The organism is Staphylococcus pragensis (genome assembly GCF_004785665.1).
Taxonomy (GTDB): domain Bacteria; phylum Bacillota; class Bacilli; order Staphylococcales; family Staphylococcaceae; genus Staphylococcus; species Staphylococcus pragensis.
In genome coordinates this window covers 838,422-859,817 of the sequence record NZ_SRPJ01000001.1, presented here as the reverse complement: position 1 = coordinate 859,817, position 21,396 = coordinate 838,422, and the positions used below count along the sequence as shown (strand labels likewise).

Here is a 21,396-nt window from a genome sequence, read left to right as displayed (position 1 = left end):
TTATGCCTGTCATTTTTTGGTATTCATTTCATAATTATATCTATAAATAGCAAAAGAAAAACTCTTAGAGCTTTTCTCTAAGAGTTTAATAATGGTTCTGGCAATTAACTATTTTTTAGTTTTAATCTTACCAGTCCATTTTTTATATCCGCCTTTGAGCATGTAAATATCTTTATAGCCATTCTTTTTAAGGATACGTGCTGCACGATAACTAGCAATGCCGTTAGCATCACAAAGATAAATAGGTTGATCTTTTCGTAGACCTTGGAATCTTTGGCTAAACATTGAGATTGGAATATTACGTGCGCCATTAATATGACCATAATCATAATCAACTTTTTCTCGTACATCAATGACTTGAGCTTTTCTTAAGCCTTTATGAAATTCATTTTGTTCTAATTCTGTCACAGCACGTTTATTGATAAACCAATTTCCTAACATGTAAAGAATAATTAAGACTATAATAACCAATGCTATAATCAAAGATACATTCATATTGCATCCTCCCTAATTAACCGATATTATAATTATAAGGCTGTTAGCACAATTTATCAAAATTTTTTTATTGTCTAATTATGGCTTTATTTAATTTAATACTAATTTATATATACGATTTATAAATAAATAAAAAGTTGTGATTGGAGTTTTTTTATGACTGAAACATGGAACTTTATTAATACAGGAAGTCATAATCCTTACTATAATATGGCTATGGACGAAGCTCTATTAAATTTTGTTTCTCGCGGAGAAATTGATCCAGTAATAAGATTTTATACATGGGATCCCGCTACATTATCAGTAGGATATTTTCAAAGATTAACAAAAGAAATAGATATTGAGAAAGTTAAAGAAAAAGGATTTGGCTTAGTGCGACGTCAAACAGGCGGACGAGGTGTGTTACATGATAAAGAATTAACATATAGTGTTATCGTTCCAGAGTCTCATCCTGATATGCCATCTACAGTAACAGAAGCTTACCGAGTTATTTCAGAAGGTCTTTTAGAAGGATTTAAAATTTTAGGATTTGATGCTTATTTCGCTATACCACGCTCAAAAGAAGAAAGAGAAAAATTAAAACAACCTAGAAGTGCAGTTTGTTTTGATGCGCCAAGTTGGTATGAGTTAGTAGTTGAAGGACGTAAGATTGCAGGTAGTGCTCAAACTCGTCAAAAAGGCGTTATATTACAACACGGTTCTTTACTTCAAGATGTAGATGTAGATGAATTATTTGATATGTTCATTTTCAAAAATGATCGTTTAAAAGATAAAATGAAAAAAGCGTTTGTAGACAAAGCTGTCTCAATTAATGACATTTCTGATCGTCGTATCACAATTGAAGAAATGGAAAAAGCGTTTGAAGAAGGGTTTAAAAAGGGCTTAGACATCGACTTTAAACCTTTAACTTTAACTGATGCACAATTAGCAGAAGTCAAAGAACTTGAAGAAAAATATCGTTCAGATGAATGGTTATATAAAAAATAATTAAAAAAAGAGGCTGACCATTGTAAAGCTTAAAGGCAAGGATGAAGTAGTATTGCCTAATTAGATTTACATTAATGATTCAGCCTCTTTTATAATTCTAGTTATTTACGATTGCGTCGTTTATACTTTCTTACTGCTTTTCTATATTTTCTTTGATCTTCAGTAAGAAAGAAGAAGTAATAAATAAGATAAATGATTACTGCAATAATAAAAAGAGTGAAAATTGATTTAACAAATGACACTAAGAATACATTTAGATTTAAAATTAATCCAATCGCTGCAATCGCTAAAACAATATAAAATATTACATTTTTCAATTAAAAAACTCCTATGATCCAGAATTACTAGATAGATTGATTTGTGATAATTTAGTGCGTCCTTGATTTAATTTATCCGTATCATTAGATTCATATCCGTTTTTAATATCTTTAAAAGCAGATTGAATATTTTTATTTATCTGTTTAATATTTTTATCCGTACTTTCGTTTTTGTCACTCATTTTCTTTTTAGATACTGAACCTTTATATTTACTATATGCATTATCAATATCATTAGAAAGAGAATTTAATTTCTCTAAATTTTGATTTTTATCTTCTTTTTTCTTTTTAGTTAAATCAAGCTTATTAAAATTCCCAATAACTTTTGCAATATCTTGATAGTATTGAGAACTAGCGTTTAAAAATTCTGTTTCATTATTATTATCTACAGTTTGCGAAACGTTTTTCTTATCATTATTTAAAGCATTTAGCTGTGATTTTTGGTCACTGATATCTTGATTTAGTTGTTGAATATCGAGTTTCAAGTTGTGGTTATCATCTCTTAATTTAGTTGTTTTTTCTTCTAAAGGACCTAAGTTCTGAGTGCCACAGCCAACTAGCAAACACGAAGCTCCTATAATCATTATTAGTTTTTTCATGTAAATCTCCCTAAATCAAAATCTATTTATTCGAAAACAAGTATGATATCATTTTAATGTAAATAATTAAAATGTACAAACGTTATACAAGAGGTGAACAATATGGATAAAATAGCGAAAATTCACGACTTACTTAACAAACAAGATTTAGACGCTGTAGTGATTTTATCAGATTATAACCGTAGATATGTTTCTGAATTCACGGGAACAAGTGGTGCACTTGTCATTTCGAAAAAAGAGAACAAACTTATTACAGATTTCCGCTATATAGAGCAAGCGACTAATCAAGCTGTTAATTTTGACATTATCAATAGAAGTGGAAGCATTAATGACGAGATTATTTCAATCATAAATAGTCGAAATTTTCAAAAAGTAGGATTCGAAGGTCATTTAGTTAGTTATGATACATATCAAATTCTTAATCAAGCTTCTGCCCAATTAATTAGTATTGGAAATAGAATTGAACAAATTAGAGAAATTAAAACACCTGAAGAAATCGAAAAAATAAAAGTTGCCGCTAAAATTGTTGATGACACTTATGATTATCTTTTAAAAACAGTTAAAGTTGGTATGACTGAAAGAGAAGTAAAAGCATTATTAGAAAGTAAAATGTTAGAATTAGGTGCTGACGGTCCATCATTTGACACCATTGTAGCGTCAGGATATAGAGGCGCTTTACCTCATGGTGTAGCTAGCGATAAAGTGATTGAACGTGGAGATATGATTACTTTAGATTTTGGCGCATATTATAGAGGTTACTGTTCTGATATCACGCGTACTTTCGCTATAGGTGAACCTGATGCTCAATTAAAAGAAATTTACGATATCGTACTTAAATCTCAAATTAAAGCCATTAACGAAATTAAATCTGGTATGAGCGTAAAAGAAGCTGATGCATTATCTAGAGACTATATCGTAGCACATGGTTATGGTGCAGAATTCGGACATTCCTTAGGGCATGGGATTGGTTTAGAAATTCATGAAGGCCCACTATTATCTAAAAATGCAAATGGTACAATAGAAGTAAATAACTGTGTTACTATTGAACCAGGTATTTATGTCGACGGTCTTGGTGGGGTACGTATTGAAGATGACATTTTAATCACTGAAAATGGCTGTGAAGTCTTTACTAAATGTACGAAAGACCTTATTATTTTAGAGTAAGCGTATAATTGAGGAGGAAACTGAATGATTTCGGTTAATGATTTTAAAACAGGTTTAACTATTTCTGTAGATAATGGTATTTGGAAAGTTATTGATTTCCAACACGTAAAACCAGGTAAAGGTTCTGCCTTTGTACGTTCTAAATTACGTAATTTAAGAACTGGCGCTATTCAAGAAAAAACTTTTAGAGCTGGTGAAAAAGTAGAACAAGCTATGATTGAAAACCGTCGTATGCAATACTTATATGCTGATGGTGACAATCACGTATTCATGGATAATGAAACATTTGATCAAACTGAGTTATCAGGAGATTACTTAAAAGACGAATTAAAATTCTTAAAAGCTAACATGGAAGTTCAAATCCAATCATACGAAGGTGAAACAATTGGAGTTGAATTACCAAAAACTGTTGAATTAGAAGTTACTGAAACAGAACCTGGTATTAAAGGTGATACTGCAACTGGTGCTACTAAATCTGCTACAGTTGAAACAGGTTACACTTTAAATGTACCTTTATTCGTAAATGAAGGCGACATTTTAGTAATCAATACGAGTGATGGTAGCTATATTTCAAGAGGTTAATCGTTAACTATATGTTATATAAACTCTAAGACATAAGCATTGTCTTAGAGTTTTTTAATTTCTAAAAAGTAGTCAATGAATACGAAAACGTACTTGGATTTCATTTTCAAACAAGAAAATAATATAAATTATTACTAAGCGTTTGAATTGAAAATGACACATGCTTGAATTGGTTGAAACAGTCAAGTAAAATAGATTGGTAGATGAAAACTAAGTCAAGGAGTTATCCACTTATGAATTTTAAAGAAATAAAAGAATTAATCGAAATTCTTGATCAATCAAGCTTAACTGAAATTAATATTGAAGATAATAAAGGTAGCGTAGTTAATTTAAAGAAACAAAAAGAAACTGAAATTCAATACGCACAACCGCAACCATCTGTAGTTGCACCACAACCTACAGCTTCTCAACCACAATCAGCAACACAATCTGCACCATCAAGTAATTCTGAGAGTGTTTCTGATGTAGATGACAACTACCAAACAATTAATGCACCTATGGTCGGTACGTTTTATAAATCACCATCACCTGAAGAGGATGCATATGTTAAAGTAGGCGATAAAGTATCGGATGATTCAACAGTTTGTATTTTAGAAGCTATGAAATTATTTAATGAAATACAAGCAGAAATTTCTGGTGAAATCGTAGAAATATTAGTAGAAGACGGACAAATGGTAGAGTATGGCCAACCGTTATTTAAGGTGAAATAATGAAAAAAGTATTAATTGCTAACCGTGGAGAAATAGCGGTTAGAATTATTAGAGCATGTCATGATTTAGGTATTCAAACTGTTGCAATCTATTCTGAAGGAGATAAAGACGCGCTACATACTCAAATTGCTGATGAAGCATATTGCGTCGGTCCTACACAGTCTAAAGATTCATATTTAAATATTCCTAATATCTTATCTATAGCAACATCTACAGGTTGTGACGGCGTTCATCCTGGTTATGGATTTTTAGCTGAAAATGGCGATTTCGCTGAATTATGTGAAGCATGTCAATTGAAGTTTATTGGGCCTAGCTATGAATCTATTCAAAAAATGGGAATTAAAGATGTAGCTAAAGCGGAAATGATAGCAGCAAACGTTCCAGTTGTACCTGGAAGCGATGGTTTAGTTGAAACAATAAGTGATGCTAAAAAAATTGCTAACGACATTGGCTATCCAGTAATTATTAAAGCTACTGCTGGAGGCGGCGGTAAAGGAATTCGTGTCGCTCGTAATGAGAAGGAATTAGAAAATGGTTTCCGCATGACACAACAAGAAGCCGAAACTGCATTTGGAAATGGTGGATTATATCTTGAAAAATTCATCGAAAATTTCCGCCACATTGAAATTCAAGTGATTGGTGACCAATTTGGTAATGTGATTCATTTGGGTGAACGTGATTGTACAATTCAAAGACGTATGCAGAAGTTAGTAGAAGAAGCTCCTTCTCCAATTCTTTCTGAAAAAACACGTCAAGAAATGGGAGATGCCGCAGTCAGAGCTGCTAAAGCAGTTAACTATGAAAACGCAGGCACAATTGAATTTATTTATGATTTAAATGATGATAAATTCTACTTTATGGAAATGAATACGCGTATTCAAGTAGAGCATCCAGTAACTGAAATGGTAACAGGTATCGACCTAGTTAAACTTCAATTAAAAGTAGCTATGGGAGAACCATTACCTTATAAACAAGAAGATATTTCAATTAATGGTCATGCCATAGAATATAGAATTAATGCTGAGAATCCATTTAAAAACTTTATGCCTTCTCCAGGTAAAATCACACAATATATAGCGCCAGGTGGATATGGGGTGAGAATTGAGTCAGCATGTTATACAAATTACACTATACCTCCATATTATGATTCAATGGTAGCTAAATTAATCGTTCATGAACCAACTAGGGATGAAGCGATTATGACTGGTATTAGAGCATTAAGTGAGTATTTAATTTTAGGAATTGATACAACCATTCCATTCCATTTAAAATTAATGAATAACGATATTTTCAGAAGTGGTAGTTTTAATACAAATTTCTTAGAAAAGTATAATATTATGGATGATACTGAGTAGGAGGTTACATCAAATGGTAAAAGTAGCAGATTATTCAAATTCTAATTTAGGTAAAGTTGAAATAGCGCCTGAAGTTATCTCTGTTATTGCGAGCATCGCAGTATCTGAGATTGAAGGTGTAACTGGACACTTCGCCGACTTAAATAACACTAACTTAGAAAAAATTAGTAGAAAGAATTTAAGTAAAAATTTAAAAATTGAAGCAAAAGATGATGGTATTCACATTGACGTATACTGTTCGATTAAACACGGCGTTAAAATCTCTAAATTTGCAAGTAAAATCCAAGCAAATATTTTCAATTCTATTAAAACTATGACTGCTATTGAACCAAAAGAGATTAACATTCATATCATGCATATTACTGCTGAATAGATTAGAACAAATATTAAAATAAGGAGTTTGTTATGAGTCGTAAAGAATCTAGAAAACAAGCATTTCAAACATTATTTCAATTAGAAATGAAAGATACAGATTTGACTATCAATGAGGCGATTAATTTCATTAAAGATGATTACCCTGATTTAGATTTTGATTTTATTCATTGGTTAGTTACTGGTGTCAAAGATCACGAGCCAGTGCTTGATGAAACAATCGAACCTAAACTCAAAGATTGGTCAATCCAGCGTTTATTGAAAAGTGACCGTATTATTTTACGAATGGCTACTTTTGAACTTCTTCATAGTGAAACCCCTTCAAAAGTAATTATTAATGAAGCAGTCGAACTTACTAAACAATTTAGTGATGATAATCATTATAAATTTATCAATGGTGTATTAAGCAATATAAAAAAATAGTATTGAGTGATGTCTATGTCTGAATATCTAAGTGTTTCAACTTTAACTAAATATATTAAATATAAATTTGATCAAGATCCACATTTACAATCTGTATTTCTTAAAGGTGAATTATCAAATTTTAAAAAACACTCAAGTGGCCATTTGTATTTTAATGTAAAAGATAAAGATAGTGTTATTAGTGCAATGATGTTCAAAGGAAATGCTTCACAACTTACATTTGATCCAAAAGAAGGCGATGAAGTATTACTAGAAGCTAGAGTTTCAGTATATGAACGTCGAGGTAATTATCAAATTTACGTTAATAAAATGGAACTTGATGGTATTGGTAATCTCTACCAAAAGCTAGAAGAACTTAAGCAAAAGTTAGCTAAAGAAGGCTTTTTCAATAAAGAATATAAAAAAGCCATACCTAAGTACCCTAAAAAAATAGCAATTTTAACTGCAAGTACAGGTGCAGCAATTCGTGATATTCATTCCACGATTAATAGTCGTTACCCTTTAGTAGAGAAAATCTCGATTAGCACACTAGTACAAGGGGCCCAAGCTAAAAATGATATTATTGAAAAAATCCAATATGCAGATAGTTTGAATGTGGATACTATTATTTTGGGCCGTGGCGGGGGTTCTATAGAAGATTTATGGAATTTTAATGAAGAAGATGTTGTTAGAGCTATTTTCAATTGTCAAACACCTATCATATCAGCAGTTGGCCATGAGACTGATTTTACGTTGAGTGACTTTGTAGCCGATGTCAGAGCTGCTACACCTACTCAAGCGGCAGTAATTGCTACACCAGATCAATATGAGTTATTGCAACAAATTAAGCAGTATCAATTCTCACTAACAAAATTTATTAAGCAGTACGTTGAAAAGCAACATAAACATTTAGATTATTTAGCGTCATATTACAAATTTAAGCAACCCTCATTATTATATGACCAACAAATTCAACGAAGAGATGATTTAGAGAAACAATTAAAACAAAAACTTTTATTAAGTATTGAAAGTAAGAAAAATAACGTTAAATTATTGCAAAACCATTTTAATTTAAAAAATTTCAATCGAACTATTTTACAAAATCAAAAGACTGTTTCTAGTCATCGTCATCGTTTAATCAATGTAACCAATCAAACCATTGAAAATAGTAGAGTTAAATTACAAAATAAAATAGAACAACTTAATAATTTAAGTCCTACAAACATCATGTTAAGAGGTTATACAATCGTTAATAAAAATGATAAAGTCATAACAAGTACACATGATTTAAAAGAAAATGACGAGATTACATTATCTATGAAAGATGGTAGCGTTAATGCTACTGTTAAGAAAGTTAGGTGTAAAGATGAGTAAAGAACAACAAAGTTTTGAAGAAATGATGCAAGAGTTAGAAAATATCGTTCAAAAATTAGATAATGAAACAGTATCATTAGAAGAATCATTAAACCTATACCAACGTGGAATGAAATTATCTGCTGCTTGCGAAACGACTTTAAAAGATGCTGAAACTAAAGTGAATCAATTAATCAAAGATGAAACAGAGGGTGCCGATAATGAGTAAATTATCAACAAATGAATTAATTGAACAAATTAATACATTACTTAATGAAACAGTTGGAGATTCATCACTTAATACTAATTTAGAAGAAAGTATGCGTTATTCTCTAAATGCTGGTGGCAAACGAATTCGACCATTACTAGTATTATTAACGCTCAATGTTTTAAACGAAGACTATAATAAAGGGCTTCAAACAGCATTAGCCCTTGAAATGATTCATACTTATTCGCTTGTTCATGATGACTTACCTGCCATGGATAATGATGATTACAGACGAGGTAAACTTACAAATCATAAGGTATATGGTGATTGGAAAGCTATACTTGCTGGTGATGCATTACTAACTAAAGCATTTGAAGTCGTAGCAAATGATCAATTACTTAAACCTGAGGTAAAAGTAAAAGTGATTTCTCGTTTAGCTCACGATAGTGGTCATTTAGGAATGGTTGGTGGTCAAACATTAGACATGGATAGTGAAGATAGTTCAGTAGATTTAACTACATTAGAGCAAATTCACAGAGCCAAAACAGGGGCATTATTACAGTTTGCTATTTTAAGCGCGGCTGATATTGCTGAGGTGGATGAGAATATTTCAAAAGCCTTAGAAAAATTCAGTGATAATTTAGGTTTAATGTTCCAAATTAAAGATGACTTATTAGATATCTATGGAGACGAACAAAAGCTAGGCAAGAAAGTGGGTAGTGATTTAGAAAATCATAAAAGTACTTATGTTTCTTTACTAGGAAAAAAGGGCGCCGAAGAAAAATTAGAATGGCACAGAAATGCAGCGATTGAAGCGCTAAATCCACTTAACACTCATTATGATGTTACACCTTTATTAGACATAGTTGAATTATTTTATAATAGAGATCACTAAATAACAAAATATTATTTTAAATTAATCCTTCTGAGTATTATACTTAGAAGGATTTTTAAATTTAAAAAGATAGATTTACTCCAGATTAAAGTTAATATTGTTTTAATATGTATAAATTTATACATTTAGATGTAATAAATAAATTCTTTTGACTACATATCATTTTAAAATTTAACCTTAAATATCTGATATGACAACCTTTCTAAGTAGTTAACTTTAGTAGTAGTTCCAAAGGGGTTATGTTAAAATCATTGTATAAATATTCGAAACTAGGAGTGTTCACAATGGCTAAAAAATCAGTGAGACATATAAAAATCCGAGAAATTATCTCAAGTGAACAGATTGAAACACAAGATGAACTAGTTAAACGTCTTAATGAATATGATTTAAATGTTACACAAGCAACCGTTTCACGAGATATAAAAGAACTACAACTAATTAAAGTACCTACACCTTCAGGTCAATATGTTTATAGTTTACCGAATGATCGTAAATATCACCCACTTGAAAAACTGGGCCGTTATTTAATGGATTCATTTGTTAATATTGAAGGTACAGGAAACTTACTTGTTCTCAAAACACTTCCTGGAAATGCTCAATCTATCGGTGCTATTCTTGACCAAATTGATTGGGATGAAGTATTAGGAACAATTTGTGGTGATGATACTTGTCTTTTAATTTGTAAAGATGAAGAAGCAAGTAATACAATTAAAACTAGAATTTTTAATTTATTATAAGGATGCGATGAATTCATGTTACAAACCTTATCAATAAAACAATTTGCCATCATTGATGAACTAGAAATCCAATTTTCAGACGGTTTAACTGTATTAAGTGGGGAGACTGGTTCTGGTAAATCAATTATTATTGATGCAATCGGACAATTGATTGGTATGCGTGCTTCATCAGACTATGTAAGGCATGGAGAGAAGAAAGCGATTATTGAAGGTATATTTGATATCGATAATAGTAAAGATGCTATATCCGTTCTTAAAAGCTTAGATATCGACATTGATGAAGACTTTCTACTAGTTAAGAGAGAAATTTTTAGTTCGGGGAAAAGTATATGTAAAATCAACAATCAAACTGTTACCCTTCAAGACTTGCGTAAAGTAATGCAAGAGCTTTTAGATATACATGGGCAACATGAAACGCAAGTATTATTAAAACAAAAATATCATCTGCAATTATTGGATGACTATGCTGAAGACAAATATTTAGATATTAAAGAAAAATATCATAATCTCTTTAATGAATATAAAAATAAAACGAAAGAATTAGAAAAACTTGAATCGGCAGACCAAGCTTTATTACAACGTTTAGATTTGATGAAATTTCAATTTGAAGAATTAAAAGAGGCTTCTTTAAAAGAAGGCGAAACGGAACAACTTGAAGCTGACATACGTCGAATTCAAAACTCTGAAAAATTAAGTTTGGCATTAAACAATGCTTATGTCGCTTTAACTGATGAACATGCTATTACTGATAGGCTATATGAATTTAGTAATCACTTACAGGCTATTAACGATATCCTTCCAAATAAATACAATAAATTGAAAGAAGATGTCGATCAATTCTACTATACTTTAGAAGATGCTAAGCATGAGCTTTATGATGAAATGTCGAATACAGAATTCGATGAGCAAGTTTTAAATGAACTTGAATCTAGAATGAATTTACTAAATAACCTTAAACGTAAATATGGAAAGGATATTAGTGAATTAATCACTTATCAAGATAAACTTGAAAGTGAAATTTCTAAAATTGAAAATTATGAGGAAAGTACTTCTCAGCTAAAAGAAGAAATTTCTCAACTTTATAAAGAAGTACTTAACGTTGGTAAAGCACTTTCTAAAGAACGTCGGAAAGTTGCACGTGAATTAAGAGATCACATTGTCAAAGAAATTCAAAATCTGCAAATGAAAGATGCAAATTTAGAAATATCTTTCCAACCTTTAGATAAACCAACCTTAGAAGGTATAGAATTTGTAGAATTCTTAATTAGTCCAAATAAAGGTGAACCACTCAAGAGTCTAAACAAAATAGCATCAGGTGGCGAACTGTCGCGTATTATGTTAGCTCTAAAAAGTATCTTTGTTCAATCAAGAGGTCAAACTGCAATTTTATTTGATGAGGTTGATTCTGGAGTATCAGGCCAAGCAGCCCAAAAAATGGCTGAAAAAATGCGTGATATAGCCCAATATATTCAAGTTATTTGTATCTCACATTTACCTCAAGTTGCCTCTATGAGTGACCATCATTTGTTAATTAGTAAAGCGTCTAATGAAGATCGTACAACTACCCAAGTGAAAGAACTCGAAGATGGCGATAAAATAGACGAAATCGCTAGAATGATTTCAGGTGCAAGCGTAACTGATTTAACGCGTGAAAATGCTAAGGAAATGATTGAACAAAATCGTAGAAAATAGTTGTTGAGAGTAGTGAGAATTATTTTCAGAATTTATCAATTTGATGTAAAATAACTAAGTATAAATAATTTTGACTTACAAGAGGGTGTGAACTGAATTGTTTCACGCTCTCTATCTAAGTTTAGACAAGTTAGGAGTAAGAACATGTCTGAAAAACAATATGATCTTGTCGTGTTAGGCGGAGGAACTGCAGGTTATGTAGCAGCAATTCGTGCCTCACAATTAGACAAAACAGTAGCTATCGTTGAACAATCTTTGCTAGGTGGAACATGTTTACACAAAGGTTGTATCCCAACTAAAGCATTATTAAAATCGGCCGAAGTGACACGCACAGTTAAAGAAGCTTCAAGCTTTGGTGTCAACGTGGGCGACTTTACGATTGATTTTTCAACAATGATGTCAAGAAAAACTGAGATTGTTGAACAAATGTATAAAGGTGTAAATGCATTAATGCAAAGAAATCATATTGATGTATACAATGGTACTGGACGCATAATGGGCACTTCAATCTTTTCTCCACAAAGTGGTACAATATCAGTGGAATACAGTGATGGAGCGTCTGATTTATTACCAAATCAATATGTGTTAATTGCTACTGGAACAAGCCCTAAACCATTGCCATTCTTAGACTTTGATAAAGAATATGTTATTTCTAGCAATGAATTATTAGAGATGACAAAATTACCTCATAGTATAGCGATTATTGGCGGAGGCGTAATTGGTCTTGAATTTGCTTCACTTTTAATTGATTTAGGCGTAAAAGTTTCTGTAATTGAAGCAAATGAACGCATATTGCCGACGGAAAGTAGTCAAATCGCAAAATTTCTTAAAGATAGTTTAGAGCAAAGAGGCGTAACTTTTTTTGAGAATTGTCAATTAGATGAATCTTCAATTTTGAAGAGTGAAGACAACGTATCCATAACAGTGAATAATGACCAATTAGTTGAAGCTGAAAAAGTATTAATAGCTATAGGACGTATGCCCAATACGTTTGACATTGGCTTAAATAATACAAAAATAAAAACTGATGATGCTGGTTATATCAAGGTTAATCATTTTCAACAAACAGAAGATGCACATATCTATGCTGCTGGTGATTGTATCGGAAAATTACAGCTTGCACATGTCGCATCAAAAGAAGGTGTGGTTGCAGTTGAACATATGTTCAGTTCATCACCAATACCGTTAGATTATGATTTAATGCCTAAATGTGTATATACATATCCTGAAATTGCATCCATTGGGTTAAATAATGAAATGGCAAAATCTCAAGGAATCAATACACGTACATATAAAGCACCATTTAACGCAATAGGAAAAGCAGTTATCGAGGAAGATGCAAAGCAACGAGGATTTTGTGAGGTTGTCATTAATCAAGATAGTGAGGAAATTATCGGTTTAAGTATGATAGGACCACATGCTTCTGAATTAATAAACGAAGTAGCGCTATTACAGTTTATGAACGGTTCTGCATTAGAATTAGGTCTAACCACACATGTGCATCCTTCCATATCTGAAGTATTAATGGAATTAGGATTAAAAATAGAAAATAGAGCAATTCATGTTTAACAGGGAGGAAATATAGGATGATTGATTATAAATCTGTCGGCCTTACAGAAGAAGACCTCAAACAAATTTATAAATGGATGGATTTAGGAAGAAAAGTAGACGAAAGATTATGGTTGCTTAACCGTGCAGGTAAAATACCTTTTGTTGTAAGTGGGCAAGGTCAAGAAGCAACGCAAATTGGTATGGCTTATGCCATGCAAGAAGGAGATATCTCGTCACCATACTATAGAGATTTAGCATTTGTCACTTATATGGGTATTACACCTTATGATACATTGCTAGCTTCATTTGGTAAAAAAGATGATATTAATTCTGGTGGTAAACAAATGCCGTCACATTTTAGTCACCGTGAAAAAGGTATATTATCTCAAAGTTCTCCGGTAGCAACGCAAATCCCACATTCAGTAGGAGCTGCTTTAGCTTTAAAAATGGATGGAAAAGCAAATATAGCTACAGCAACTGTAGGTGAAGGTAGTTCAAACCAAGGTGATTTCCATGAAGGTCTAAACTTCGCAGGTGTTCATAAATTACCATTTGTTTGTGTCATTATAAATAATAAATATGCAATTTCTGTACCAGATTCTTTACAATATGCTGCAGAAAACTTATCTGATAGAGCTACTGGTTATGGCATTTATGGTGAAACCGTTGATGGCAATGATCCGATTGCTATGTATAAAGCAATGAAAGATGCTAGAGAAAGAGCTCTAAATGGAGAAGGAGCAACGCTAATTGAAGCCGTTACTAGTCGTATGACACCTCATTCTTCAGATGATGACGATACATACCGTACTAAAGAAGAACGTGAATCTCTAAAAACATTAGATTGCAATTTAAAATTTAAAGACTATTTACTAGAACAAGGCATTATTGATGAAGAATGGTTGAGTGAAGTTGAAGAAGAGCATAAAGCGATCGTAAATAAGGCGACTAAAGATGCGGAGCAAGCACCTTATCCTTCAGTAAACGAAGCGTATCAATTTGTATATGACCCTGAAGGAGGTATAACTAATGACTAAAATGAGCTATATAGAAGCCATTCAACAGGCACAAGATTTAGCAATGGAACAAGACAAAAATGTCTTCATTCTAGGCGAAGATGTAGGACGTAAAGGTGGCGTATTTGGCGCAACTCGTGGTTTACAAGAGAAATATGGCGTCGAACGCGTCATAGATACACCGTTAGCTGAATCAAACATCATTGGTACTGCTATAGGAGCTGCAATGTTAGGAAAACGTCCAATCGCAGAGATTCAATTTGCTGATTTTATTCTACCTGCAGTGAACCAAATCATTAGTGAAGCTGCTAAAATGCGATATCGTTCAAATAATGATTGGCAATGTCCTCTAACGATAAGAGCACCATTCGGCGGTGGCGTCCATGGTGGTTTATATCATTCACAAAGTGTAGAAAGTATTTTTGCCTCTACACCTGGATTAACAATTGTTATTCCATCTTCACCATATGATGCAAAAGGATTACTATTATCATCTATTGAATCAAATGATCCAGTGTTATTCTTTGAACATAAGAAAGCATATCGCTTCCTAAAAGAGAAAGTACCAGAAGAATATTATACTGTTCCATTAGGAAAAGCAGATGTTAAACGTGAAGGTGAAGATATTACTGTGTTTACATATGGCTTATGCGTCAACTACTGTCTTCAAGCTGCGGATATTTTAGCTGCAGATGGTATTAGTGTAGAAGTTGTAGATTTACGTACCGTTTATCCTTTAGACAAACAAACAATTATTGAAAGAGCTAAAAATAATGGCAAAATTTTACTTGTTACAGAGGATAATCTTGAAGGTAGCATTATGTCAGAAGTTGCAGCTATTATTGCTGAAAACTGTTTATTTGATCTAGATGCGCCAATTATGCGTCTTGCTGGACCTGACGTGCCTTCAATGCCTTTTTCACCTAATCTTGAAAATGAAGTAATGATGAACCCTGACAAAATCTTAGATAAAATGCGCAAACTTGCACAATTTTAAGGAGGCAATATTATGGATATTAAAATGCCAAAATTAGGGGAAAGTGTACACGAAGGTACGATTGAACAATGGTTAGTTTCTGTAGGAGACCATGTTGATGAATATGAGCCACTATGTGAAGTAGTCACTGATAAAGTAACTGCAGAAGTACCTTCGACTAGTTCAGGTATCATTACCGAGCTATGTGTCAATGAAGGTGAAACAGTTGAGATTAATCATGTTATTTGCAAAATTGAAAGTGCAAATGAATCAGAATCAAATGATAATGAAGACCAACAACTTAATATGAATTTAAGTGGTGATGATCAACTTTCTATCAATAATGAAATTAGCGATCAGTACAATAACACAAATATGTCTCAACAATCGTTACAATCTCAGTCTCAATCATCTACACCAAAAAATAATGGTCGTTTTTCTCCAGTAGTATTTAAAATTGCTTCAGAAAATAACATAGATTTATCATTAGTTCCTGGTACTGGCTTTGAAAATAGGGTTACTAAAAAGGATATTGAAGCTTATATTAAATCAGGCCAAAACAATGCTTCTCAACAAACACAGTCATCTACGCCTAAAGATGAAGTAAAAACTCAAAATATCCCAGTTACCTCACAATCATCAAATCTACATGACCAGGTAATTCCAGTAAAAGGTGTACGTAAAGCGATTGCACAAAATATGGTTACAAGTGTTACTGAAATTCCACATGGTTGGATGATGGTTGAAGTAGATGCTACTAATCTAGTAAAAACGAGAAATTATCACAAAAATAGTTTTAAAGAAAATGAAGGATATAACTTAACATATTTTGCTTTCTTCGTAAAAGCAGTAGCTGAAGCGCTTAAAGCTAATCCACTCTTAAATAGTAGTTGGGATGGCAACGAGATTGTATTGCATAAAGATATCAATATTTCTATTGCGGTAGCTGATGAAGATAAGTTATACGTTCCTGTCATTAAAAATGCAGATGAAAAATCTATAAAAGGTATTGCAAGAGAAGTTAATGAATTAGCGCTTAAAGCACGCAATGGTAAATTAACTCAAGAAGACATGTCAGGCGGTACATTTACAGTTAATAATACTGGAACATTCGGCTCTGTGTCATCAATGGGTATTATTAATCATCCTCAAGCAGCTATCTTACAAGTAGAATCAATTGTAAAACGACCAGTCGTTATTGATGATATGATAGCGATTAGAAGCATGGTGAATTTATGTATCTCTATTGACCATCGAATTCTTGATGGCGTACAAACAGGTCGTTTTATGTCTCAAGTTAAACAACGCATTGAGAATTATTCCGTAGATAACACTAATATCTATTAATTTTAATGAAGACGTTTTATAACTATTAGACAAGCTATTTGAACTCTGATTGTTAAATTAGTAAAATGACAATAACTAAAGAAATGATAGAAAGGTGATTCTCATGGATTTAAATTTTGATTTATATATGAATGGCGTGGTAGAGCAAGCGCGTAATGAAATTGAATCTGCAGGTTATGAGCAATTAACTACTGCTGAAGAAGTGGATAAAGTATTACAACAAAACGGTACATCTTTAGTTATGGTTAACTCTGTATGTGGCTGTGCAGGTGGTATCGCACGTCCTGCTGCAAGCCATGCATTACATTATGATAAATTACCAGATAGATTAGTAACAGTATTTGCTGGCCAAGATAAAGAAGCAACACAACAAGCACGAGATTATTTTGAAGGTTATGCACCTTCAAGCCCATCTTTTGCTCTAGTTAAAGATGGTAAAATTACTGAAATGATTGAACGTCATCAAATTGAAGGCCATGATGTCATGGATGTTATTAACCAACTTCAAAATCTTTTCGAAAAATATTGCGAAGAAAGATAAGAGGAACCTACCCATGTTAAAGTTAAATCCTTATAAGATTGGATTTAGAACTCTTAAAACTGCGGTAGGGATAACGCTAGGCGTTATCTTAGCGAAATGGATAGGGCTTGATAATTATGCTTCAAGCGCTATCCTTATTGTTTTATGTATTAAACACACTAAAGTACATTCTGTACAAGCCATTGTATCACGCGTTGTATCTTGCGTTTTGGTCCTATTAGTTGGCTCATTTATATTTAGTTTATTAGGTCAAAATGCAGTAGTACTTGGTTTAATCGTCTTATTATTTATTCCATTAACCGTTATGCTAAACGTTCAAGAGGGCGTTGTGACGAGTTGTGTAATATTGCTACATGTATTTAATGCAAAAACAATTAATCTACATCTAATCATCAATGAACTACTCCTATTGACTATTGGCTTAGGAATTGCATTTATCATGAACTTAATCATGCCTAGTCTAGATAAGAAATTACTTGATTTTAAAAGAGAAGTGGAATCAGGATTTAAGAAAATATTCAAATCCTATAGTGAAGCTTGTACCCATTATAATAATGATTTTGCTATTTCTTTTGACAAGATACAACTAGATATTCGAAAAGCTAAATCAATTGCTTTTAGAGATGTAAAAAATCACTTTGGTCGTAATGAAAATTCGTATTATCATTACTTTGATATGAGAGAGGAACAACTTGAACTCTTACGTAGAATCCAACCTTTAATCCATCAGATTACAGTAGATGATCCATTAATTGAAGATATAGCTAATTTGTTGGGGGAAATTGGTGAAAATGTAAATAGTAATGATTATACAGCTCTAAGGTTGCATTCTTTATATGAAATACGCTTATCCCTAGATGAATTGCCTTTACCAAAAACACATCAATCTTTAAAATCACGCGCAAGTATGATGCAAATTCTTAATGAATTAGAAGAATATTTGAATATCAAGTCTCAATTCGGTTCATTAAGATTACACAGTGAGATATAAATGAATTAATGATTTGATTGTTCACATATTTAAAAATAAAGGGTGAAATGTTAAACTTCAACATTTCACCCTTTAATTCAAACTTAAGATTATTAGTGCATTAATGGTACTAAACTTGTAAGTAGTAAAGCTGCTACAACAGCAATTAACATTATGATAATAATCACTTTTAAAACTTTATTATTCAACTTAGCCGCTCCTTAAATTTCAAGTTCCTACTTAAAATCTTTAATTATAGTTTAATTATAGTATATAAATTAACCTTAAATGATTTTAATACAAATGGCAATCAATTTATTTTTGATATTGATGAAAGTCAGTTAAAATAATAATTATATGAGAAAGGGGTTTTTACGCATGGTAAACAGTCAACGCTTATTAAATACATTTTTAGAATTAGTTCAAATTAATTCTGAAACGGGTCATGAAGAAGTCATTCAACCCATTTTAAAACAAAGATTTGAAGATTTAGGTTTGGAAGTAAAAGAAGATAATGCTTCTGAGAAAGAGTGGTTAGGTGCTAATAATTTAATTTGTACATTACCAAGCACAACGACTAAAAAAGATGTTTCGAATATTTATTTTACTAGTCATATGGATACTGTTGTTCCAGGTATTGATGTGAAACCTCAAGTTAAAGATGATGGTTATATTTATTCTGATGGTACAACTGTTCTTGGTTCAGATGATAAAGCTGGTTTAGCGGCTATTATTGAAGCGATAGAAGTATTAAAAGAAAATAATATTCCTCATGGACAAATTCAATTTGTGATTACTGTTGGAGAGGAATCTGGATTAAAAGGCGCTAAAGAATTAGATCCATCCATGCTTGATGCTCAATTTGGTTATGCAGTGGATGCGAGTCAACCTGTTGGTACTACTGTAGTAGGTGCGCCGACACAAATGGTATTAAAAACAACTATTCTTGGTAAAACTGCACATGCGAGTACACCTAATGAAGGTATCAGTGCAATCAACATTGCAGCTAAAGCGATTAGCAAAATGAGTTTAGGTCAAATTGATGATTACACAACGGCCAATATTGGTAAATTCCATGGTGGATCAGCCACTAATATAGTAGCTGATGAAGTGATTATTGAAGCTGAAGCACGCTCTCATAATGATGAAAGTATTGATAAACAAGTTGCTCATATGAAAGAAGTATTTGAAACAACTGCTCAAGAATTAGGCGGTCAAGCTAAAGTAGAAATAGAAAAAAGTTATCCAGGCTTTAAAATTGAAGATGACAATCAAGTGACTCAATATGCAATTAACAGTGCTCATGCACTAGGACTTAGTGGTAATACTGTTATTGCTGGTGGTGGTTCAGATGGAAGTATCATTAATACATTTGGTATTCCAACAGTCATCCTTGGCGTAGGGTATGAGCATATTCATACTACTTCTGAACGTATAGCTGTGGAGTCTTTAAATCAATTGGCACAACAGTTATTAAAAATCATTGAATTAGTCAGTGAATAGTTATTAGTTTAGTGAAGTCTTTTCAAGTTTTGTGATACAATACTATTGAAAAAATCGAATGAGAGAGGTAAGTAATATGACTCAACAAATAGGTGTAGTAGGATTAGCTGTAATGGGTAAAAACCTAGCATGGAATATTGAATCACGTGGTTACAGTGTATCAGTATATAACCGTTCAAGTGAAAAAACGGATGAAATGGTGAAAGAATCAGAAGGTAAACAAATTCACCCAACATATTCTTTAGAAGAATTTGTTAATTCATTAGAGAAACCACGTAAAATTTTATTAATGGTTAAAGCTGGTCCAGCTACTGATGCAACAATTGACAGCTTATTACCTTTATTAGATGATGATGATATTTTAATTGATGGCGGAAATACAAATTATCAAGATACTATTCGTCGTAACAAAGCATTAGCAGAAAGTGGTATTAACTTTATTGGAATGGGTGTATCTGGCGGTGAAGTTGGTGCGCTTACTGGTCCTTCATTAATGCCAGGTGGTCAAGAAGCTGCTTATAATAAAGTAAGTAATATTTTAGATGCTATCGCTGCTAAAGCTAAAGATGGCGCTTCATGCGTAGAATACATTGGTCCTAATGGTGCAGGTCATTACGTAAAAATGGTGCATAATGGTATCGAATATGCAGACATGCAATTAATTGCTGAAAGTTATGCAATGATGAAAGATTTATTAGGTATGTCTCACGAAGAAATCTCTAAAACTTTCAAAGAATGGAACGCTGGTGAATTAGAAAGTTACTTAATTGAAATCACTGGTGACATTTTCACTAAACTAGATGAAAATAATGAAGCTTTAGTTGAAAAAATTCTTGATACAGCTGGTCAAAAAGGTACTGGTAAATGGACTTCAATCAACGCATTAGAATTAGGTATTCCTTTAACAATTATTACTGAATCTGTATTTGCACGTTTCATTTCTTCAATTAAACAAGAACGTGTCAATGCATCTAAAGAGTTAAACGGCCCTGAAGTTAAATTCGACGGTAATAAAGAAGACTTCTTAGAAAAAATTCGCAAAGCTTTATACATGAGTAAAATCTGCTCATATGCTCAAGGGTTTGCTCAAATGCGTAAAGCAAGTGAGGAAAATGAATGGAACCTTAAACTAGGTGACCTTGCTATGATTTGGCGTGAAGGTTGTATCATCCGTGCACAATTCTTACAAAAAATTAAAGACGCTTATGATAATAATGCAAAATTACAAAATCTTTTATTAGATCCATACTTCAAAGGTATTGTTACTGAATATCAAGATGCGTTAAGAGATGTTGTTGCGACTGGTGTTCGTAATGGTGTACCAACACCTGGTTTCTCTGCAAGTGTAAACTATTATGATAGTTACCGTTCAGAAGATTTACCAGCTAACTTAATTCAAGCTCAACGTGACTATTTCGGCGCTCACACTTATGAACGTAAAGATAAAGAAGGCGTATTCCATACTCAATGGGTAGAAGAATAAACCTTTTCGAAACTAAAAAATAGTATATTTTCATGGAGTAGTAGCTATTTATGTTACTACTTCATTTTTTTGCAAATATTGTGCAATCGTTTGCACAAAATCGTTGACTTCTTATTCATATATTTTTAAGATAGAGATATA

The 21,396-nt window shown here is 32.3% G+C and carries 24 protein-coding genes; 20 read left to right on the top strand and 4 right to left on the bottom strand.

Features of this window, described 5'->3' with window-relative positions:
- Positions 1 to 108: 108 nt before the first annotated feature.
- Positions 109 to 495, bottom strand: a complete 387-nt coding sequence (locus E2558_RS04235; RefSeq protein WP_126566956.1) for a rhodanese-like domain-containing protein — start codon at positions 493 to 495, stop codon at positions 109 to 111.
- 156 nt (positions 496 to 651) lie between these two features.
- Here E2558_RS04235 and E2558_RS04230 point away from each other — a divergent pair, with 156 nt between their 5' ends.
- A complete protein-coding gene (locus E2558_RS04230; protein WP_126566955.1) occupies positions 652 to 1,482 on the top strand; it encodes a lipoate--protein ligase family protein in 831 nt (276 codons plus the stop codon).
- A 101-nt stretch (positions 1,483 to 1,583) separates the two neighbouring features.
- On the opposite strand, the gene E2558_RS04225 is transcribed toward E2558_RS04230, so the two are convergent.
- Positions 1,584 to 1,799 carry an SA1362 family protein gene (locus E2558_RS04225; protein WP_126566954.1) on the bottom strand — a complete coding sequence of 72 codons (216 nt, stop codon included), beginning with the start codon at positions 1,797 to 1,799 and terminating at the stop codon, positions 1,584 to 1,586.
- Positions 1,800 to 1,810: 11 nt separating this feature from the next.
- A complete protein-coding gene (locus E2558_RS04220; RefSeq protein WP_126566953.1) occupies positions 1,811 to 2,398 on the bottom strand; it encodes a hypothetical protein in 588 nt (195 codons plus the stop codon).
- Between the two features lie 102 nt (positions 2,399 to 2,500).
- Here E2558_RS04220 and E2558_RS04215 point away from each other — a divergent pair, with 102 nt between their 5' ends.
- The 17 genes from E2558_RS04215 (at position 2,501) to E2558_RS04135 (ending at position 18,290) form a co-directional block, all read left to right on the top strand.
- Entirely contained in the window at positions 2,501 to 3,562 is a 1,062-nt protein-coding gene (locus E2558_RS04215) for a M24 family metallopeptidase (protein WP_126566952.1), read from the top strand.
- A 24-nt stretch (positions 3,563 to 3,586) separates the two neighbouring features.
- Entirely contained in the window at positions 3,587 to 4,144 is a 558-nt protein-coding gene (efp, locus tag E2558_RS04210; protein WP_103297141.1) for an elongation factor P, read from the top strand.
- A gap of 233 nt (positions 4,145 to 4,377) precedes the next feature.
- A complete protein-coding gene (gene accB, locus E2558_RS04205) occupies positions 4,378 to 4,854 on the top strand; it encodes an acetyl-CoA carboxylase biotin carboxyl carrier protein (protein WP_126566951.1) in 477 nt (158 codons plus the stop codon).
- Positions 4,854 to 6,209, top strand: a complete 1,356-nt coding sequence (gene accC, locus E2558_RS04200; protein WP_126566950.1) for an acetyl-CoA carboxylase biotin carboxylase subunit — start codon at positions 4,854 to 4,856, stop codon at positions 6,207 to 6,209. Before accB ends, accC begins: the two co-directional genes overlap by 1 nt.
- Positions 6,210 to 6,222: 13 nt before the next feature.
- Positions 6,223 to 6,582, top strand: coding sequence for an Asp23/Gls24 family envelope stress response protein (locus tag E2558_RS04195; RefSeq protein WP_103297138.1), 360 nt, complete (start codon positions 6,223 to 6,225; stop codon positions 6,580 to 6,582).
- A 32-nt stretch (positions 6,583 to 6,614) separates the two neighbouring features.
- Positions 6,615 to 7,004: a transcription antitermination factor NusB gene (nusB, locus tag E2558_RS04190; protein WP_126566949.1), complete on the top strand. Its 390-nt coding sequence runs from the start codon at positions 6,615 to 6,617 to the stop codon at positions 7,002 to 7,004.
- A gap of 15 nt (positions 7,005 to 7,019) precedes the next feature.
- Positions 7,020 to 8,357 carry an exodeoxyribonuclease VII large subunit gene (gene xseA / locus E2558_RS04185; RefSeq protein WP_126566948.1) on the top strand — a complete coding sequence of 446 codons (1,338 nt, stop codon included), beginning with the start codon at positions 7,020 to 7,022 and terminating at the stop codon, positions 8,355 to 8,357.
- Positions 8,350 to 8,565, top strand: a complete 216-nt coding sequence (locus E2558_RS04180; protein ID WP_126566947.1) for an exodeoxyribonuclease VII small subunit — start codon at positions 8,350 to 8,352, stop codon at positions 8,563 to 8,565. Before xseA ends, E2558_RS04180 begins: the two co-directional genes overlap by 8 nt.
- The gene (locus E2558_RS04175) at positions 8,558 to 9,439 is read left to right on the top strand and encodes a polyprenyl synthetase family protein (protein ID WP_126566946.1); all 882 of its coding nucleotides are present in this window, start codon (positions 8,558 to 8,560) and stop codon (positions 9,437 to 9,439) included. The genes E2558_RS04180 and E2558_RS04175 overlap by 8 nt, the downstream gene beginning before the upstream one ends.
- A gap of 284 nt (positions 9,440 to 9,723) precedes the next feature.
- Positions 9,724 to 10,176: a transcriptional regulator AhrC/ArgR gene (ahrC, locus tag E2558_RS04170; protein WP_103297133.1), complete on the top strand. Its 453-nt coding sequence runs from the start codon at positions 9,724 to 9,726 to the stop codon at positions 10,174 to 10,176.
- Between the two features lie 15 nt (positions 10,177 to 10,191).
- Positions 10,192 to 11,868: a DNA repair protein RecN gene (gene recN, locus E2558_RS04165; RefSeq protein ID WP_126566945.1), complete on the top strand. Its 1,677-nt coding sequence runs from the start codon at positions 10,192 to 10,194 to the stop codon at positions 11,866 to 11,868.
- A gap of 144 nt (positions 11,869 to 12,012) precedes the next feature.
- A complete protein-coding gene (gene lpdA, locus E2558_RS04160; protein ID WP_126566944.1) occupies positions 12,013 to 13,437 on the top strand; it encodes a dihydrolipoyl dehydrogenase in 1,425 nt (474 codons plus the stop codon).
- 17 nt (positions 13,438 to 13,454) lie between these two features.
- The gene (locus E2558_RS04155; RefSeq protein WP_126566943.1) at positions 13,455 to 14,456 is read left to right on the top strand and encodes a thiamine pyrophosphate-dependent dehydrogenase E1 component subunit alpha; all 1,002 of its coding nucleotides are present in this window, start codon (positions 13,455 to 13,457) and stop codon (positions 14,454 to 14,456) included.
- On the top strand, positions 14,449 to 15,432 hold the full coding sequence (locus tag E2558_RS04150) for an alpha-ketoacid dehydrogenase subunit beta (protein WP_126566942.1): 984 nt from the start codon (positions 14,449 to 14,451) through the stop codon (positions 15,430 to 15,432). Before E2558_RS04155 ends, E2558_RS04150 begins: the two co-directional genes overlap by 8 nt.
- Before the next feature lie 12 nt (positions 15,433 to 15,444).
- Positions 15,445 to 16,758, top strand: coding sequence for a dihydrolipoamide acetyltransferase family protein (locus tag E2558_RS04145; protein ID WP_126566941.1), 1,314 nt, complete (start codon positions 15,445 to 15,447; stop codon positions 16,756 to 16,758).
- Between the two features lie 103 nt (positions 16,759 to 16,861).
- The gene (brxB, locus tag E2558_RS04140) at positions 16,862 to 17,299 is read left to right on the top strand and encodes a bacilliredoxin BrxB (protein ID WP_126566940.1); all 438 of its coding nucleotides are present in this window, start codon (positions 16,862 to 16,864) and stop codon (positions 17,297 to 17,299) included.
- A gap of 13 nt (positions 17,300 to 17,312) precedes the next feature.
- Positions 17,313 to 18,290, top strand: a complete 978-nt coding sequence (locus E2558_RS04135; protein WP_126566939.1) for an aromatic acid exporter family protein — start codon at positions 17,313 to 17,315, stop codon at positions 18,288 to 18,290.
- A gap of 92 nt (positions 18,291 to 18,382) precedes the next feature.
- On the opposite strand, the gene prli42 is transcribed toward E2558_RS04135, so the two are convergent.
- Positions 18,383 to 18,478 carry a stressosome-associated protein Prli42 gene (prli42, locus tag E2558_RS12320; RefSeq protein ID WP_160148974.1) on the bottom strand — a complete coding sequence of 32 codons (96 nt, stop codon included), beginning with the start codon at positions 18,476 to 18,478 and terminating at the stop codon, positions 18,383 to 18,385.
- A gap of 169 nt (positions 18,479 to 18,647) precedes the next feature.
- Here prli42 and E2558_RS04130 point away from each other — a divergent pair, with 169 nt between their 5' ends.
- Both E2558_RS04130 and gndA read left to right on the top strand, forming a co-directional pair.
- On the top strand, positions 18,648 to 19,772 hold the full coding sequence (locus tag E2558_RS04130; RefSeq protein ID WP_126566938.1) for a M20/M25/M40 family metallo-hydrolase: 1,125 nt from the start codon (positions 18,648 to 18,650) through the stop codon (positions 19,770 to 19,772).
- Positions 19,773 to 19,848: 76 nt separating this feature from the next.
- Positions 19,849 to 21,255 (top strand): NADP-dependent phosphogluconate dehydrogenase, encoded by a 1,407-nt coding sequence (gene gndA / locus E2558_RS04125; protein WP_126566937.1) that lies wholly within the window; start codon positions 19,849 to 19,851, stop codon positions 21,253 to 21,255.
- The last annotated feature ends 141 nt before the right edge of the window (positions 21,256 to 21,396 follow it).